The following is a 16,220-nucleotide window of genomic DNA, read 5'->3' on the forward strand; positions in this document are numbered from 1 at the left end:
GACCCCGCCGAGTCCCTGGGCCTGACCAGCCGCGAACGCGACGTCCTGCGCCTGGTCTCCGCCGGCCGCACCAATCGCCAGATAGCCGAGGAACTCTTCATCTCCCCCAAGACGGCCAGCGTCCACGTCTCCAACATCCTCGCCAAACTGGGTGTCTCGGGCCGCGGGGAAGCAGCGGCGGTGGCCCACCGGCTGGGCCTGTTCCCCCCGGGGGCCGGAGACCGGCTGGTCGTGGGGTGAGGCATGCCGGGAGGGACTCGTCTCCGAGGAGGGCGCCGTGCCACACGTGACCGGGTTCACCGAGCACGCCGCGCGGCAACGCGACGCACTCCCCGAGGACCGGTGCGAAAAGCTGGAACGCGGCCTGCCGAAGCTCACCGAGGATCCGTTCACGCCCGTCTCGCGAGCCGTTGGCGGAGGCGGCAGGCGAGCCGTCGCCCTCACGCCTCGGCCGATCGTCCACTACGCGGTTCACGAGACGGCGTCGCTCCTGCTGTCGGTGGCGCGTTTCCGTCATCTCCTCGTCGAGGAGGAGCAGAGGGCCGCCACGAGGCCGGGGAGGAAGCCATGTTCAACGTCTTCGAGGAACTGTTCGCGCCCGGACGCAAGCACACCCGGGACGAGAAGAAGCGGCTGGAGCTGACGCGGGAGGACGTGGGGGACAACGATCCCGGGCGGGGGCCGATCGACCTCGCGTCCGGGAAGGTGGTCGTACGGCCGCCCGGGGCTCACTCGGGGGAGGACGGGGCCGGCGAGGGGTGAAGGGCGGGGGCTACTTCACCTCCAGTTCCAGGATGCGGTCGTCGCCCTTCTTCGGGTTGCCGCGGCCGTCCGTGTTGCTGGTGGTCAGCCAGAGCTTGTCGCCACCCGCCGGGACCACCGTGCGCAGGCGGCCGAACTCGCCGGACAGGAACGCCTGGGGCGCCGCGGAGGCCTCCGTGCCCTTCAGGGGGATGCGCCACAGGCGCCGGCCCTGGAGGCCGGCCATCCAGATGGAGCCCTCGGCGTAGGCGATGCCGCTGGGGGAGGCCACGTCCGTGTGCCACTCGGCGACGGGGTTGTGGAACTTCGGGTCGTCGGACCTGCCCTCCGCGTCCGGCCAGCCGTAGTTGTCGCCCGGCTTGATCGCGTTCAGCTCGTCCCAGGTCGCCTGGCCGAACTCCGAGGCGAACAGGCGCTGCTTGTCGTCCCAGGCCAGGCCCTGCACATTGCGGTGGCCGTAGGAGTACACCGGGGAGCCGGGGAACGGGTTGCCCGGGGCCGGCTCGCCCTCCGGGGTCAGCCGCAGGATCTTGCCGCCCAGGGACTTCCGGTCCTGGGCCAGCCCCCGGTCGCCGGTCTCGCCCGTGCCCACGTACAGCATCCGGTCGGGGCCGAAGGCGATCCGGCCGCCGTTGTGGATGAATCCCTTGGGGATCCCCTTGAAGATCGTGTCGGGGGCGCCCAGCTGCTGTCCGGCCGGCTTCCTGGCGTCGTACAGCATCCGGACGACGCGGTTGTCCGAGGCCGAGGTGAAGTAGGCGTAGATCATGTGGTCGGAGGCGAAGTCGGGGGAGAGCGCGATGCCCAGCAGGCCGCCCTCGCCCTCCGGCGCCACCCCGGGCACCGTGCCCAGCTCGGTCTTCTTCCCCGTCCTCTCGTCCACGCGCGTGATCGTCGCCTTGTCGCGCGAGGAGACGAGCAGACCGCCGCCGGGGATCGGTGCCAGCCCCCACGGCGAGTTCAGCCCCTCCGCGACCGTACGCAGCACCTTCACCGAGCCCTTGGCCGGCGGCGTGCTCTCCCCGGGCGCCTGTCCGGAGGACGAGGACGCCGCCGGCGTACGGCCGGGCGCCACGGCCTCCCCACCGGCCGACGCGCCCCCGGAGGAGCATCCGGCCGTCAACAGCAGGGCGGTGGCCAGTACGCCCGTCACCACTCGACGTTGCACGATCTTCGTCCCTTCGACGCGGCGGGTCCTACCTGTCATACCCCGTCCGCGCCCTCCAGGGTTCCCGAACCCCCGGAACCGATGCCCGTCGGCCCGAGGCCCGCCGGCCCGAGGCCCGTCGACCGGGCGTCCACCGAGCCGGACGCCCGCGCCCGCCGCCGCGCACCCTCAGTCCCACGACCTCAGTCCCACGACCTCCGTGCCGCCGGCAGCCGGCCCAGTTCCGCCAGGTCCTGCGGCGTCAGGCGCAGCGCCGCCGCGCCCGCGTTCTCCCTCACCCAGTGTTCCCGCTTGGCGCCCGGCACCGGGATCACGTGGCGTCCCTGGGCCAGTACCCACGCCAGGGCCACCTGGGCGGGGGTGACGTGCTCGCCGTGGCGCTCGGCCGTTCGCCGCAGGCCGGCCACGATCGGCTGGTTTGCGGCCATCATCTCGGCGGTGAAACGGGGATGGCGGGCACGTACGTCGTCCGGTTCGAAGCCCTCGCCGGGGACGAGTGTGCCGGTCAGGAAGCCGTTGCCGAGGGGCATCGCGGCCAGGAGGCCGACCCCGCGCGCCTCGCACCAGGGCAGCAGCGACTCCAACGCCTCCGGCGACCACACCGACAGCTCGGCCTGCACCGCGCTCACCGGGAAGACCTGCTGCACCCGCTCCAACTGGCGGATCGTTCCGTCGTACAGCCGCGCCCCGGACCGGCGCCGGCCGCGCGCACCCACCGCGCACAGCCCCAGCGCCCGCACCTTCCCGGCCCGCACCAGCTCCGCCATCGCCCCCCAGGTCTCCTCGACCGGGACCTCGGGGTCGGCGCGGTGCAGCTGATAGAGGTCGATCACGTCCGTCTGCAGCCGACGGAGCGAGGCGTCGCAGGCCCGCCTCACATAGCCGGGACGGCCGTTGGCCACGAGGTGCTGATCACCCACCAGCAGACCGACCTTCGTCGAGACGAAGGCCTCGGACCGCCGCTCCTTCAACGCCCGCCCCACCAGCAGCTCGTTGGTGAACGGGCCGTACATGTCGGCCGTGTCCAGGAGCGTCGAGCCCAGATCCAGCGCCCGGTGCACGGCCCTGAGCGACTCCGCCCCCCGCTGCCGCGACGCGCTGTACGCCCAGCTCATCGGCATGCACCCCAGTCCTACGGCTCCCACCGCGAGTGCCGCCGCGCCGATCGTCCTGCGCTCCACTTGGCCGTAACCCTCCCTCTCTCGGGGTCCACCAACCTAACCTCTGCCTCCCCACGCCCCTGGCATAGCCTCCTGACCATGACTGCTGACGTATGGCTGCCCATCCCGCCGGACGAGATCGAGGGGCTTCCGCAGGGGCCCGCCTACCGCTTCTGGGACGGCGCCGAGGAGTTCCCCGCGGACCCCGCCGACTGCGTCTTCTACGTCGTGCCGTACATGAAGCCCAGTGACATCGGCGTACGCCCCATGCCGCACATGAGTTCCCTGCGGGTCGTACAGACGCTGTCCGCGGGCACCGACCACGTGGAGCCGGGCCTGCGGCACCTGTCCCCGGGCGTACGGCTGTGCAACGCGCGCGGAGTGCACGAGGCGAGCACGGCGGAGCTCGCCCTGACGCTCGTCCTGGCCTCGCTGCGCGGCATCCCCGGCTTCGTGAGGGCCCAGGACCGGGGCGAGTGGCAGGGAGGTTTCCATCCGGCCCTCGCCGACAAGAACGTGCTCATCGTCGGCTACGGCTCCATCGGCGCCGCCATCGAGGACAGGCTCGCGCCCTTCGAGCTCGCGCGGGTGGCGCGTGTGGCGCGCTCCAGGCGCACCACGGCGCGCGGTCCGGTGCTTCCGCTCACCGATCTGCCCTCCCTGCTCCCGGAAGCCGATGTCGTCGTCCTGTCCACACCCTTGACAGAGGCCACGCGCGGACTGGTGAACGCCGACTTCCTCGCCCGGATGAAGGACGGCGCGCTGCTGGTGAACGTCGCGCGCGGACCCGTCGTCGACACCAAGGCGCTGCTCACCGAGCTGGACAGCGGCCGCCTCACCGCCGCCCTCGACGTCACCGACCCCGAGCCGCTGCCCCCGGGGCACCCTCTGTGGCACGCGCCGGGCGTGCTGATCAGCCCCCACGTCGGCGGCCCCACGTCCGCCTTCCTGCCGCGCGCCAAGCGGCTTCTGACGGACCAGTTGCGCCGTTTCGTGAACCAGGAGCCGCTCGCCAACGTGATCCTGACAACGGGCGCGGCAAGCGCGTAGTCCGCTTCCGGTACCGTCCGCGACCTCTCGGACGCGGTGCGTGCCCACGCCCCCTTGTTGGTCACGGAGCGTAGAGGAACTATGTCCCTGAGTGACGAGACTGGTGTATCGTCCCGACAGGGGCTGCGCCGCGCACCGTTCGGCGCCGGGGACGGACATTTCAGACTGCGAGGGGGGCGACGGACGATGCACGGCCCATGGACGAACGATCCGACGCGGCGGGGCCGCCGCCAAAGGCCCTGGCACACGGCCGCGCACAGACGCGGCCGGCACAGCGGCCATCACCACCACCGCAGGCCCGGCGGCCGCCGGAGGCCGGCACACCGGGACCCCCGGGACCCGGCAGCGCGGACCAGGAGGCTCCGGTGAGCCCGCCACTGCCCGCCCTGACCGTGCTCGACGGCGCACTGCGGAGCCCGTCTTCGCCGGGGACGCCGCTGTCCCGGCCGTCGGCCGCCGCCGGCCGTACGGGACTGGCTCCGCAACTCCTGGTGGCGCTGATGTGCGCGGGCTACGCCGTCGGCTCCGCGTGCGGCTGGGGTTCGAGCGAGGTCGCGCTGGTCATGGGAGACTTCGGGCTGAGCGCCGCGGCCGGCGCGGCCGCCGTCTCCTGCGCCCTGTACACGCGCAGCCGCCGCGTCCGGTTTCGAACCGCCTGGCTGCTGTTCGCCCTCTCCTCGGCGATGGCGGCCCTGGGCAACGCGGTCTGGGGATGGTACGAGGTCGTCCTCGACCGGCACGTGCCCAGCCCCAGCTACGCCGACCTGTTCTTCCTGTGCTTCGCACCGCCCGCGATCGTCGGCCTGCTGGTGCTCGCCAAACGGCCGGTGACGAAGACCGGGTGGGTGTGCCTGGCACTGGACGCCTGGCTGATCGGGGGCTCGCTGCTCACGCTGTCGTGGAGCATCGCGCTGGCTCAGGCGGCCAGGTTCGACGGTCCGAGCGTCGCGCACACCGCGCTCTCGCTGGCGTACCCGCTGCTGGACATCGTCCTGGTCAGCATGGTGCTCGCGCTGCACTTCCGGCGCTCCGCGGTCAACCGCACCGCCGTGAACACGGCGGTCGGCGCGCTCGCCCTGACCGTGCTGTGCGACGCCCTGTTCACCTCGCCGCTGCTGCACCACAGCTACCGCTCCGGGCAGCTGCTCGACGCCGGCTGGTTCGCCGGCTCACTGCTCCTGGCGTACGCCCCCTGGGCCGCGCCCCACTCCGGACGGACGACCGCCGAGCGGCACGACGACGCGCACCGGCACGACGCGCACCGGTACGACGACGTGGAGCAACCCCACGCGGACCAACCCCACGCGGACCCGCACGAGGCGGACCAGTACGCCGCCGACGGCCACACACGCGCGGCCGACGCGCACGCGCGCGCCGACGGCCACAGCCGCGCGGTGCACGGGGACGTGCCCGACCGGCCCCCGATCGCGCGCGCCGCCCACCACCTCCCGCCGCTCGAGCCGGGCGGTGACCACGACCGGTATCCGACCAGCCGGCCCCTCGCCGCCCTCACCCCGTACCTGGCCGCCGCCGTGTGCACGCTGGGAGTCCTCTACAACGTGCTCAACGGCCACAGCGTCGACCGCGTGGTGCTGATCACCGCGGGCGCCGTCGTGCTGGCCCTCGTCGTGCGCCAGGGCATCGTGCTGCGCGACAACATCGCCCTCACCCGGGAGCTGGCCCAGCAGGAGAACCACTTCCGCTCCCTGGTGCAGGGCTCCAGCGACGTCATCATGATCGCCGCGCCCAACGGCATCCTGCGGTACGTCTCCCCGGCCGCCGCCGGGGTGTACGGGCGGCCCGCGGAGGAACTGATCGGCACCGAGCTGGCCGGTCTCATCCACCCGGAGGACCTGGGCTGCGTGGTGCACGAGGTGCGCCGCTTCCTGGTCGCGAGCCCCCTGCAGGAGCCCACCACGCGCATCGAGTGCCGCTTCCGGTCCGGTGACGGCGGCTGGCTCAACGTGGAGTCGACCGTCAACCGCCACCACGGCGGCCTCATCTTCAACAGCCGGGACGTGACCGAGAGAGTGCGCCTGCAGGCGCAGCTCCAGCACAACGCCGAGCACGACCCGCTCACCGACCTGCCCAACCGCGCGCTGTTCACCCGGCGCGTGCAGCAGGCCCTGTCCGGCCGCCGCTCCACCGACCGCGGCACGGCCGTGCTCTTCATCGACCTCGACGGCTTCAAGGCCGTCAACGACACGATCGGGCACCAGGCCGGGGACGAGCTGCTCGTCCAGGCCGCCCGCAGACTCCAGGAGGCGGTCCGGTACGGCGACACCGCCTCCCGGCTCGGCGGCGACGAGTTCGCGGCCCTCATCGTCGGGGACGGCACCCGCGACCGCACCGCCCGCGAAGGGCACATCCTGGAGCTCGCCGACCGCCTCAGGGTGACGCTGTCGCAGCCGTACCTCATCGACGGCAACGAAGCCCGTGTCGCCGCCTCCATCGGCGTGGCCTTCGCCGAGCCGGGTCTGGGTGCGGGGGAGTTGCTGCGCAACGCCGATCTCGCCATGTACCGGGCCAAAGCGGCCGGCAAGGGCCGGGTCGAGCTGTACAAGCCGCAGATGCAGCAGGACGTCGTCCGCAGGGCGGAGCTGGCCACCCGGCTCAGGGCCGCGCTGCACGACGGCGAGTTCACCCTGCTGCACCAGCCGGTGGTCCGCCTGGAGGACGGCCGGATCACCTCGGTCGCCGCCCAGGCGCGCTGGCGCTCCTCCCGGGGAGTGCTGTTCACGCCCGCGGAGTTCCTGCGGGTGGCCGAGGACAGCGACAGGGCCGCCGAACTGGGCCGCTGGACGCTGGAGGAGGCGGTCGAGCAGGCCGCCGAGCGCGCCGCGACGGGACTCGCCGTGCCCGTGGTGGTCCGGATGGGCGCCCGCCGCCTGGTGGACCGTTCGCTGCCGCCCGGCTCCGTGGAGGCCCTGCTGACCCGGCACGGGCTGCCGCCCGGGGCCCTGGTGATCGAGCTGTCCGACACGGATCCGCGGGCGCCGCTGGACGAACTGGAGCGGCGCCTGGCCGCCCTCCGGCGGCTCGGCGTGCGGATCGCGCTGGACGGTTTCGGCAGCGGCCACGGGGCCGTCACGGCTCTCAGGAGACTCCCCGTCGACGTGCTCAGGCTCGACCGCGGTCTGGTCGAGGGCGTCGCCGAGTCCGCCCGGCTGCACAAGATCACAAGCGGGCTGCTGCGCATCGCCGCCGACCTCGGGCTGCAGTCGGTGGCCGACGGCGTGGACCTGCCCGAGCAGGCCGTGGCCCTCCGCGCGATGGGCTGCACGCACGGGCAGGGCATGGCGTTCTCGGGGCCGCTGGACGAGTACCGGCTGCGCCGGGCGCTCACCCGCGGCCGCTGTCCGGTGCCGCACGGTCCGGCCGAACCGGCGTTCGCCGGGGGAGGCGCGGGGGTGTGCGCCGGCGGGGTGCCGGCCGTTCTCGGCGGCACGGCCGTCCTGGGCTCGCACAGCGCGACCGCCCTGGGCCCACATAATGAGACGCGTGTCCCACCCACTTGACATCGGGTGCGTGTCGGAGGGAGGGTCAGTGCCATGCGCACCCGAATTCTCGTACTTGGACAGCGCGTCGGCTGAGCTGGGATCCACCGGACGACGATCCGGAACACCCGGCGACCTTCACCGGCGCGCTCCCCTCGCTTGCCTTGTGGCACGAGGGGTTTTTTGTTGCACGAGCACCGATCGTGCAGCGTCACAACTCTCTCAAACCTCGCAAAAACCCTCAGCATCGAGAAGAGAATGCCGATGACCGAGCAGGCCACCGGGGCCCCTCACCCGCATCCGCGGCCCCGATCCGGAGGACACCAGTCCGCGCCCGAGCACGTCACGGGTGCGCAGTCCCTCATCCGCTCTCTCGAGGAGGTCGGCGCCGACACCGTATTCGGCATTCCCGGTGGTGCGATCCTTCCCGCCTACGACCCGCTGATGGACTCCGGCCGGGTGCGCCACGTCCTGGTCCGGCACGAGCAGGGAGCCGGCCACGCGGCCACCGGTTACGCGCAGGCCACCGGCAAGGTCGGCGTCTGCATGGCCACCTCCGGCCCCGGCGCCACCAACCTGGTCACCCCGATCGCCGACGCCCACATGGACTCCGTCCCGCTGGTCGCGATCACCGGCCAGGTCGCGTCCTCGTCGATCGGCACGGACGCCTTCCAGGAGGCGGACATCGTCGGCATCACCATGCCGATCACCAAGCACAACTTCCTGGTCACCAAGGCCGAGGACATCCCCCGGGTGATCGCGCAGGCGTTCCACATCGCCTCCACCGGCCGTCCCGGCCCGGTCCTCGTCGACATCGCCAAGGACGCCCTCCAGGCGAAGACCACCTTCTCCTGGCCCCCGGTCATGGACCTGCCCGGTTACCGGCCCGTCACCAAGCCGCACGCCAAGCAGATCCGCGAGGCGGCCAGGCTCATCACCTCCGCGAGGCGGCCCGTGCTCTACGTCGGCGGCGGCGTCGTCAAGGCCGGCGCCACGGCCGAGCTGAAGGTCCTCGCGGAACTCACCGGAGCGCCCGTCACCACCACCCTGATGGCGCTCGGCGCATTCCCCGACAGCCACCCGCTGCACGTGGGAATGCCGGGCATGCACGGTTCGGTCACCGCCGTCACCGCGCTGCAGAAGGCCGACCTGATCGTCGCCCTCGGAGCCCGCTTCGACGACCGCGTCACCGGCAAGCTGGACAGCTTCGCCCCGTACGCCAAGATCGTCCACGCCGACATCGACCCGGCCGAGATCGGCAAGAACCGCGCCGCCGACGTGCCGATCGTCGGCGACGCCCGCGAGGTCATCGCCGACCTGGTCCAGGCCGTGCAGAGGGAGCACGCCGAGGGCCACCGGGGCGACTACACCGCCTGGTGGAACGACCTCAACCGCTGGCGCGAGACCTACCCGCTCGGCTACGACCAGCCCGAGGACGGCTCGCTGTCCCCGCAGCAGGTCATCGAGCGCATCGGGCAGCTCGCCCCCGAGGGCACGATCTTCACCGCCGGCGTCGGCCAGCACCAGATGTGGGCCGCGCACTTCATCCAGTACGACAAGCCCGCCGGCTGGCTGAACTCCGGCGGCGCCGGGACCATGGGCTACGCCGTCCCGGCCGCCATGGGCGCCAAGGCCGGACAGCCCGGCAGGACCGTCTGGGCGATCGACGGCGACGGCTGCTTCCAGATGACGAACCAGGAACTCACCACCTGCGCCCTGAACAACATCCCGATCAAGGTCGCCATCATCAACAACGGCGCCCTCGGGATGGTCCGCCAGTGGCAGACCCTGTTCTACAACCAGCGGTACTCCAACACGGTGCTGCACTCAGGCCCCGACGACGTCAACCCGGAGGCCAGGGGCACGCGGGTCCCCGACTTCGTGAAGCTGTCGGAGGCCATGGGCTGCCACGCCATCCGCTGCGAGTCCCCCGACGACCTCGACAAGGTCATCGAGGAGGCGAACTCCATCAACGACCGCCCGGTCGTCGTCGACTTCATCGTCCACGAGGACGCGATGGTCTGGCCGATGGTCGCGGCCGGCACCTCCAACGACGAGATCATGGCCGCCCGGGACGTCCGCCCCGACTTCGGCGACAACGAAGACGACTGACAGAGAGCTGAGTGAGAACCATGTCCAAGCACACCCTCTCGGTCCTCGTCGAGAACACGCCCGGCATCCTCGCGAGGATCGCCGCGCTGTTCTCCCGTCGCGGCTTCAACATCGACTCCCTCGCGGTCGGCGTCACCGAACACCCCGACATCTCCCGCATCACCATCGTGGTCAGCGTCGAGGACTTCCCGCTGGAGCAGGTGACCAAGCAGCTCAACAAGCTCGTCAACGTGCTCAAGATCGTCGAGCTGGAGCCCTCACAGGCCGTGCAGCGCGAACTCGTCCTGGTGAAGGTGCGCGCCGACAACGAGACGCGCTCCCAGATCGTCGAGATCGTCCAGCTGTTCCGCGCCAAGACCGTCGACGTCTCCCCGGAGGCCGTCACGATCGAGGCCACCGGCTCCGGCGACAAGCTGTCGGCCATGCTCAAGATGCTGGAGCCGTTCGGCATCAAGGAACTGGTCCAGTCCGGCACGATCGCGATCGGACGCGGTGCCCGTTCGATCACCGACCGGTCGCTGCGCGCCCTGGACCGTTCGGCATAACCCGGTGTGCGGGCGGCCGGGTGACACCGGCCGCCCGGATACCGAGACTCCGAGACTTCCCGTCCCCCCACCGTCATACGGTGGGACGCACAACCCGCACACAAGGAGAGAACCCAAAGTGGCCGAGCTGTTCTACGACGCTGACGCCGACCTGTCCATCATCCAGGGCCGCAAGGTCGCGGTCATCGGCTACGGCAGCCAGGGCCACGCCCACGCCCTGTCGCTGCGTGACTCCGGTGTCGACGTGCGGGTCGGTCTGCACGAGGGCTCCACGTCCAAGGCCAAGGCCGAGGAGCAGGGCCTGCGCGTGGTCACCCCGGCCGAGGCCGCCGCCGAGGCCGACGTCATCATGATCCTGGTCCCGGACCCGATCCAGGCCCAGGTCTACGAGGAGTCCATCGCCCCGAACCTGAAGGACGGCGACGCGCTGTTCTTCGGCCACGGCTTCAACATCCGCTTCGGCTTCATCAAGCCCCCGGCCGGCGTGGACGTCTGCATGGTCGCCCCGAAGGGCCCGGGCCACCTGGTGCGCCGCCAGTACGAGGAAGGCCGCGGCGTCCCCTGCATCGTCGCCGTCGAGCAGGACGCCTCCGGCAACGCCTTCGCGCTGGCCCTGTCGTACGCCAAGGGCATCGGCGGCACCCGCGCCGGCGTCATCAAGACCACCTTCACCGAGGAGACCGAGACCGACCTCTTCGGCGAGCAGGCCGTCCTGTGCGGTGGCACCGCGGCGCTGGTGAAGGCCGGCTTCGAGACCCTGGTCGAGGCGGGCTACCAGCCCGAGATCGCCTACTTCGAGTGCCTGCACGAGCTGAAGCTGATCGTCGACCTCATGTACGAGGGCGGCCTGGAGAAGATGCGCTGGTCGATCTCCGAGACCGCCGAGTGGGGCGACTACGTCACCGGCCCGCGCATCATCACCGACGCCACCAAGGCCGAGATGAAGAAGGTCCTCGCCGAGATCCAGGACGGCTCCTTCGCCCGCAACTGGATGGACGAGTACCACAGCGGTCTGAAGAAGTACAACGAGTACAAGAAGCAGGACTCCGAGCACCTGCTGGAGACCACCGGCAAGGAGCTGCGCAAGCTCATGAGCTGGGTGAACGAGGAGGCGTAGGCCTCAGCCGAGGGGCCGGGGCGCACAGCCCCGGCCCCTTCGGCGAACCTGGGGTAACGTCGGAGTCCCCGGTGGACCCGCGACGTTGTCCGTCCCGTCCACCCACGGACGGGTGATCCTTCCGCAGCGGCGCAATACGACGCACGCGGCGCCACTACACTGCTGCAGAACAACGCGTCAGGCTCACAGCGTCGTGCGTCTTCCACGCGGCCAAGCGACATCGAGGAAGTGCGAGCACGTCCCCACGACGCCCGGCACGCACTCTCGCCGCACCGGCCAAAGGCCCTGGTAGTTCCAGCTACGAGGACCTCCGTCCGGCACGCCGAGAGCACGCGCCGAACGACGCAGGGACGCACCCGCACCTCCCCGGCGCCGCTCCCCTCCTCCGCCTGCGGCCGTCGGGACGGCCGTCCGCATGCTTTGGACTTGTGAGGACTCACGTGAGCTCGAAACCCGTCGTACTCATCGCTGAAGAGCTGTCGCCCGCCACCGTCGACGCGCTCGGCCCGGACTTCGAGATCCGGCACTGCAACGGCGCGGACCGGGCCGAACTGCTGCCCGCCATCGCCGACGTGGACGCGATCCTGATCCGCTCGGCCACCAAGGTCGATGCCGAGGCCGTCGCCGCCGCGAACAAGCTCAAGGTCGTCGCCCGCGCCGGCGTCGGCCTGGACAACGTCGACGTCCCCGCCGCCACCAAGGCCGGCGTGATGGTCGTCAACGCCCCGACCTCCAACATCGTGACCGCCGCCGAGCTGGCCTGCGGCCTGATCGTCGCCACCGCCCGCAACATCCCGCAGGCCAACGCCGCGCTGAAGAACGGCGAGTGGAAGCGCAGCAAGTACACCGGCGTCGAGCTCGCCGAGAAGACCCTCGGTGTCGTCGGCCTCGGCCGCATCGGCGCCCTGGTCGCCCAGCGCATGTCCGCCTTCGGCATGAAGATCGTCGCCTACGACCCCTACGTGCAGCCCGCGCGGGCCGCGCAGATGGGCGTCAAGATGCTGACCCTGGACGAGCTGCTCGAGGTCTCCGACTTCCTCACCGTCCACCTGCCCAGGACCTCCGAGACGGTCGGCCTCATCGGCGAGGAGGCGCTGCGCAGGGTCAAGCCCGGCGTGCGCATCGTCAACGCCGCGCGCGGCGGCATCGTCGACGAGGAGGCGCTGTACTCGGCGCTCAAGGAGGGCCGTGTCGCGGGCGCCGGCCTGGACGTGTACGCCAAGGAGCCGTGCACGGACTCCCCGCTGTTCGAGTTCGACCAGGTGGTCTGCACCCCGCACCTCGGCGCGTCGACGGACGAGGCCCAGGAGAAGGCCGGTATCGCGGTCGCCAAGTCGGTGCGCCTCGCCCTCGCCGGTGAACTGGTCCCGGACGCGGTGAACGTCCAGGGCGGCGTCATCGCCCAGGACGTCAAGCCGGGCCTGCCGCTCGCCGAGAAGCTCGGCCGCATCTTCACCGCGCTCGCGGGCGAGGTCGCCGTCCGCCTCGACGTCGAGGTCTACGGCGAGATCACCCAGCACGACGTGAAGGTGCTCGAACTCTCCGCGCTCAAGGGCGTCTTCGAGGACGTCGTCGACGAGACGGTGTCCTACGTCAACGCGCCGCTGTTCGCCCAGGAGCGCGGCGTGGAGGTGCGCCTGACCACCAGCTCGGAGTCGGCCGACCACCGCAACGTCGTCACCGTGCGCGGCACGCTCGCCGACGGCGAGGAGGTGTCCGTCTCCGGCACGCTGGCCGGGCCGAAGCACCTGCAGAAGATCGTCGCGGTCGGGGACTACGACGTCGACCTCGCGCTCGCCGACCACATGGTCGTCCTGCGCTACGAGGACCGTCCCGGCGTCGTCGGCACGGTCGGCCGGATCATCGGCGAGGCCGGCATCAACATCGCCGGCATGCAGGTCGCGCGCGCGACGGCGGGCGGCGAGGCGCTGGCGGTGCTCACCGTTGACGACACGGTGCCCTCCGGGGTGCTCGCGGAGGTCGCCGAGGAGATCGGAGCCACTTCCGCCCGCTCGGTGAACCTGGTCTGAGGCTGCCGTGAACGCCGGACGGGCTCCAGCGGCCCGTCCGGTGTTTTCCCGCGCTGTGGGTGGCTCTCAGGCCCCGACACGGATCCGGCGCAGCGTCGCCGCCGCCCCGGCCGCCGCGAGGAGCAGGACCGCCGTCCCCGCGAGCGCCGCGCCGTGCATCCCGCTGGTGAAGGCGGTCCGGGCGGCGGCCGCCAGGGCGTCTCCCGCGCGCCCCGGAAGCTGCCCGGCGACGGCCAGCGCGCCGCCCAGGGTCTCGTGGGCCGCGGCCGGGGCCGAGGCCGGGATCCCGTGGCGGTAGACCGCCGTACCGATCGAGCCGAGCACCGCCATCCCCAGCGCGCCGCCGAACTCCGCGCCGGTCTCCAGCAGCGAGGAGGCCGCGCCCGCCCTCTCCACCGGAGCCGCGCCCAGCGCCAGGTCGGTCATCTGGGACATCACGACCACGACGCCGCAGGCCAGTACACCGCACGCGGCCAGCACCAGCCAGAGCGAGTCCGTACCGGCCAGGGCCAGCATCCCGTAGCCCGCCGCGGCGACCGCGAAGCCCGCCGAGACGACGTACGCCCGGTTGACGCCCTTCCGGACCAGGACGGCCGCCGCCGGCGCGGCCATCCCGATCGGCACCGACGGCAGCAGCGACCACAGCGCCGCCTCCATCGCGCTCTTGCCGAGCACCGACTGCAGGTACTGCGTGGAGAAGAACGCCGAGCCCATCAGCGCGAACGAGGACACGAGGTTCAGGACCACCGCGGGGGCGAAGCCCCGGCCGCGGAACAGGGTCGGCGAGATCATCGGCGCGGCCGCCGTGCGCTGGCGGTGGACGAAGAGGGCGGTGAAGAGCAGACCGACGGCGACGGAGACGACGTAGGGCGGGCGCACGCCCTCGGAGGGGATCTCCTTCAAGCCGTAGATCAGGGGGAGCACCGCCGCCATCGACAGCGGCACGCTCAGCAGGTCGAAGCGTCCGGGCGCCGGGTTCCTCGACTCCGGCAGCAGGAACGGGCCGATCACCAGCAGCAGCGCCATCGCGGGCAGGTTGACCAGGAACACCGAGCCCCACCAGAAGAACTGGACCAGGACACCGCTCAGCACGGAACCGAGCGCGATCCCGCCGGTCATCACGCCCGACCAGATGCCGATCGCCTTCGCGCGCTGGGCGGGGTCGGTGAACATCGTGCGGACCAGCGCCATCGTCGACGGCATCAGGGTCGCGCCGCCGATGCCGAGCACCGCGCGGGCGGCGATCAGCGTCCCGGCGCTGTTCGCGTACGCCGCCACCAGGGAGGCGGCGCCGAAGGCGGCGGCCCCGGTAAGCAGCAGCCTGCGGCGGCCGACGCGGTCGCCGAGCGAGCCCATCGTCATCAGCAGGCCGGCCAGGACGAACGCGTAGATGTCGAAGATCCACAGCTGCTGCGTGCCGCTCGGCCCCAGGTCCGCGCTGATCGCGGGGATGGCGAAGTACAGGACCGAGACGTCCATCGAGACCAGCAGCAGCGGCAGCATCAGCACGCCGAGGGCGGTCCATTCGCGGCGCCCCGCGCGCGGGGGCGCGGAGGGGGTCGTGGCGGTGCTCGTCGGATTCGTCATGCCCAGCAATGTACGAGCGTCTTACACGTCTGTATAGGACGGGCGTATAGCTCATTCGTGTAAGTCATCTGTCTAGGACGGTTGTATGGATCGCGGGTAGGGTGACCGGCATGGGACACCGCGAGGACCTGCTCGAAGGCGCCAAGCGCTGCCTGCTGCAGAAGGGATTCGTCCGCACGACCGCGCGCGACATCGTCAAGGAGTCGGGGACCAACCTCGGCTCGATCGGCTACCACTACGGGTCCAAGGACGCGCTGCTGGTGCAGGCGTACGTCTCCCTCATCGAGGAGATGGGCGACCGCTTCGAGCCCGGGTGGGGCGCGGGCGGCACCACCCAGGCGCCCCCCGGCTCGCTGGAGCGCTTCCGTGAGGTGTGGGCGAACGTCATCCGCTCGATGCCCGAGTCGCGGGCGGTCTGGCTGATCGGCTTCGAGCTCGTCCTCCAGGGCGACCGGCTCCCCGAGGTACGCAAGCTGCTGGCGGAGGCGGAACAGCAGGGCCGTTCCGGGCTGCTGCCCCTCTTCAACGACATCCCCGAGGCCGACCAGAGCGAGGAGGCCATCGACAGCGAAGGCCGTCTCTACCAGACCCTGCTGCAGGGTCTGATGGTGCAGTGGCTTTTCGACCCCGACTCCGCGACCGACGCCGACCAGCTCGCCGAGGGTCTGCGCCGGGTGATCGCGGGAACCGGGCGCACCTCCTAGAGCGCTACTGGAGCCGCGCCGCCTTCAGCGCCATGTGCAGCAGCAGGCGGTCCTCGCCGTCGTCCAGGTCGAGGCCGGTCAGCTGCTCCACCCGGGACAGGCGGTAGTAGAGGGTCTGGCGGTGGATGCCCAGCTCGGCGGCGGTGCGGCCGGCCTGGCCCGCGCAGTCGAGGTAGACCTCGGCGGTACGGGCCAGCTCCCGGTGGGCGGGGGAGAGGAGATCGTGCAGGACGGGGTCGTGGGCGGCCTCCGGCGGCAGACCGGTGAGCAGCCGGTACGGCCCGATCGCCGCCCACTGCGCGACCGGCCCCAGCCGTGGCTCCGCCAGCGCGGCCCGCGCGGCCGCCGACGCCTCCGCCCAGGCCGTACCGAGCTCGGCGAGCCCGACCCGGGCCGCGGCGATCCCGGCGGCGACACTCACGCTCCCGGCCCCACCACGGGCACCCCCGGCGGTGGTCCGGCTCGCGCCGCTGTCCCGACCGGCTGTT

At 71.7% G+C, this 16,220-nt stretch carries 13 protein-coding genes; 9 read left to right on the forward strand and 4 right to left on the reverse strand.

What is annotated here, in order from left to right:
- Positions 1–240, forward strand: a 240-nt coding sequence (locus tag RH94_RS41330) for a helix-turn-helix domain-containing protein (RefSeq protein ID WP_234425729.1), incomplete at its 5' end; no start/stop codon positions are given.
- A gap of 327 nt (positions 241–567) precedes the next feature.
- Positions 568–762 carry a DUF6191 domain-containing protein gene (locus RH94_RS12850; protein ID WP_073947739.1) on the forward strand — a complete coding sequence of 65 codons (195 nt, stop codon included), beginning with the start codon at positions 568–570 and terminating at the stop codon, positions 760–762.
- A gap of 10 nt (positions 763–772) precedes the next feature.
- On the opposite strand, the gene RH94_RS12855 is transcribed toward RH94_RS12850, so the two are convergent.
- Together RH94_RS12855 and RH94_RS12860 are read right to left on the reverse strand one after the other, a co-directional pair.
- On the reverse strand, positions 773–1,969 hold the full coding sequence (locus RH94_RS12855; RefSeq protein ID WP_073947740.1) for a PQQ-dependent sugar dehydrogenase: 1,197 nt from the start codon (positions 1,967–1,969) through the stop codon (positions 773–775).
- Between the two features lie 143 nt (positions 1,970–2,112).
- Positions 2,113–3,111 (reverse strand): aldo/keto reductase, encoded by a 999-nt coding sequence (locus RH94_RS12860; RefSeq protein ID WP_073947741.1) that lies wholly within the window; start codon positions 3,109–3,111, stop codon positions 2,113–2,115.
- 78 nt (positions 3,112–3,189) lie between these two features.
- Between RH94_RS12860 and RH94_RS12865 the strand changes: the two genes are divergently transcribed.
- The 6 genes from RH94_RS12865 (at position 3,190) to serA (ending at position 13,441) form a co-directional block, all read left to right on the forward strand.
- A complete protein-coding gene (locus tag RH94_RS12865) occupies positions 3,190–4,140 on the forward strand; it encodes a 2-hydroxyacid dehydrogenase (RefSeq protein WP_073947742.1) in 951 nt (316 codons plus the stop codon).
- Between the two features lie 365 nt (positions 4,141–4,505).
- The gene (locus tag RH94_RS12875; RefSeq protein WP_073947743.1) at positions 4,506–7,658 is read left to right on the forward strand and encodes a putative bifunctional diguanylate cyclase/phosphodiesterase; all 3,153 of its coding nucleotides are present in this window, start codon (positions 4,506–4,508) and stop codon (positions 7,656–7,658) included.
- Between the two features lie 243 nt (positions 7,659–7,901).
- A complete protein-coding gene (locus RH94_RS12880; protein WP_199880938.1) occupies positions 7,902–9,749 on the forward strand; it encodes an acetolactate synthase large subunit in 1,848 nt (615 codons plus the stop codon).
- 20 nt (positions 9,750–9,769) lie between these two features.
- The gene (ilvN, locus tag RH94_RS12885; RefSeq protein ID WP_073947745.1) at positions 9,770–10,294 is read left to right on the forward strand and encodes an acetolactate synthase small subunit; all 525 of its coding nucleotides are present in this window, start codon (positions 9,770–9,772) and stop codon (positions 10,292–10,294) included.
- A 118-nt stretch (positions 10,295–10,412) separates the two neighbouring features.
- Complete coding sequence (gene ilvC, locus RH94_RS12890) at positions 10,413–11,411, forward strand: ketol-acid reductoisomerase (protein WP_073947746.1); 999 nt, start codon at positions 10,413–10,415, stop codon at positions 11,409–11,411.
- A 440-nt stretch (positions 11,412–11,851) separates the two neighbouring features.
- Entirely contained in the window at positions 11,852–13,441 is a 1,590-nt protein-coding gene (gene serA, locus RH94_RS12895; protein WP_073947747.1) for a phosphoglycerate dehydrogenase, read from the forward strand.
- A gap of 66 nt (positions 13,442–13,507) precedes the next feature.
- Here serA and RH94_RS12900 read toward each other — a convergent pair whose 3' ends face one another.
- A complete protein-coding gene (locus RH94_RS12900) occupies positions 13,508–15,028 on the reverse strand; it encodes an MFS transporter (protein WP_073947748.1) in 1,521 nt (506 codons plus the stop codon).
- Positions 15,029–15,138: 110 nt separating this feature from the next.
- Here RH94_RS12900 and RH94_RS12905 point away from each other — a divergent pair, with 110 nt between their 5' ends.
- A complete protein-coding gene (locus RH94_RS12905) occupies positions 15,139–15,732 on the forward strand; it encodes a TetR/AcrR family transcriptional regulator (RefSeq protein WP_073947763.1) in 594 nt (197 codons plus the stop codon).
- Between the two features lie 4 nt (positions 15,733–15,736).
- Here the strand turns inward: RH94_RS12905 and RH94_RS43205 are convergent.
- Positions 15,737–16,220 (reverse strand): PucR family transcriptional regulator (locus RH94_RS43205; protein WP_234425730.1); only part of this gene is annotated, 484 nt, incomplete at its 5' end.

Source organism: Streptomyces kebangsaanensis (assembly GCF_001906585.1).
Taxonomy (GTDB): Bacteria; Actinomycetota; Actinomycetes; order Streptomycetales; family Streptomycetaceae; genus Streptomyces; species Streptomyces kebangsaanensis.

Coding starts and splice junctions, on each gene's coding strand:
- RH94_RS12850 (WP_073947739.1), top strand. CDS start 568: ATGTTCAACGTCTTCGAGGAACTGTTCGCGCCCGGACGCAAGCACACC.
- RH94_RS12855 (WP_073947740.1), bottom strand. CDS start 1,969: ATGACAGGTAGGACCCGCCGCGTCGAAGGGACGAAGATCGTGCAACGT.
- RH94_RS12865 (WP_073947742.1), top strand. CDS start 3,190: ATGACTGCTGACGTATGGCTGCCCATCCCGCCGGACGAGATCGAGGGG.
- RH94_RS12880 (WP_199880938.1), top strand. CDS start 7,902: ATGACCGAGCAGGCCACCGGGGCCCCTCACCCGCATCCGCGGCCCCGA.
- ilvN (WP_073947745.1), top strand. CDS start 9,770: ATGTCCAAGCACACCCTCTCGGTCCTCGTCGAGAACACGCCCGGCATC.
- RH94_RS12900 (WP_073947748.1), bottom strand. CDS start 15,028: ATGACGAATCCGACGAGCACCGCCACGACCCCCTCCGCGCCCCCGCGC.
- RH94_RS12905 (WP_073947763.1), top strand. CDS start 15,139: ATGGGACACCGCGAGGACCTGCTCGAAGGCGCCAAGCGCTGCCTGCTG.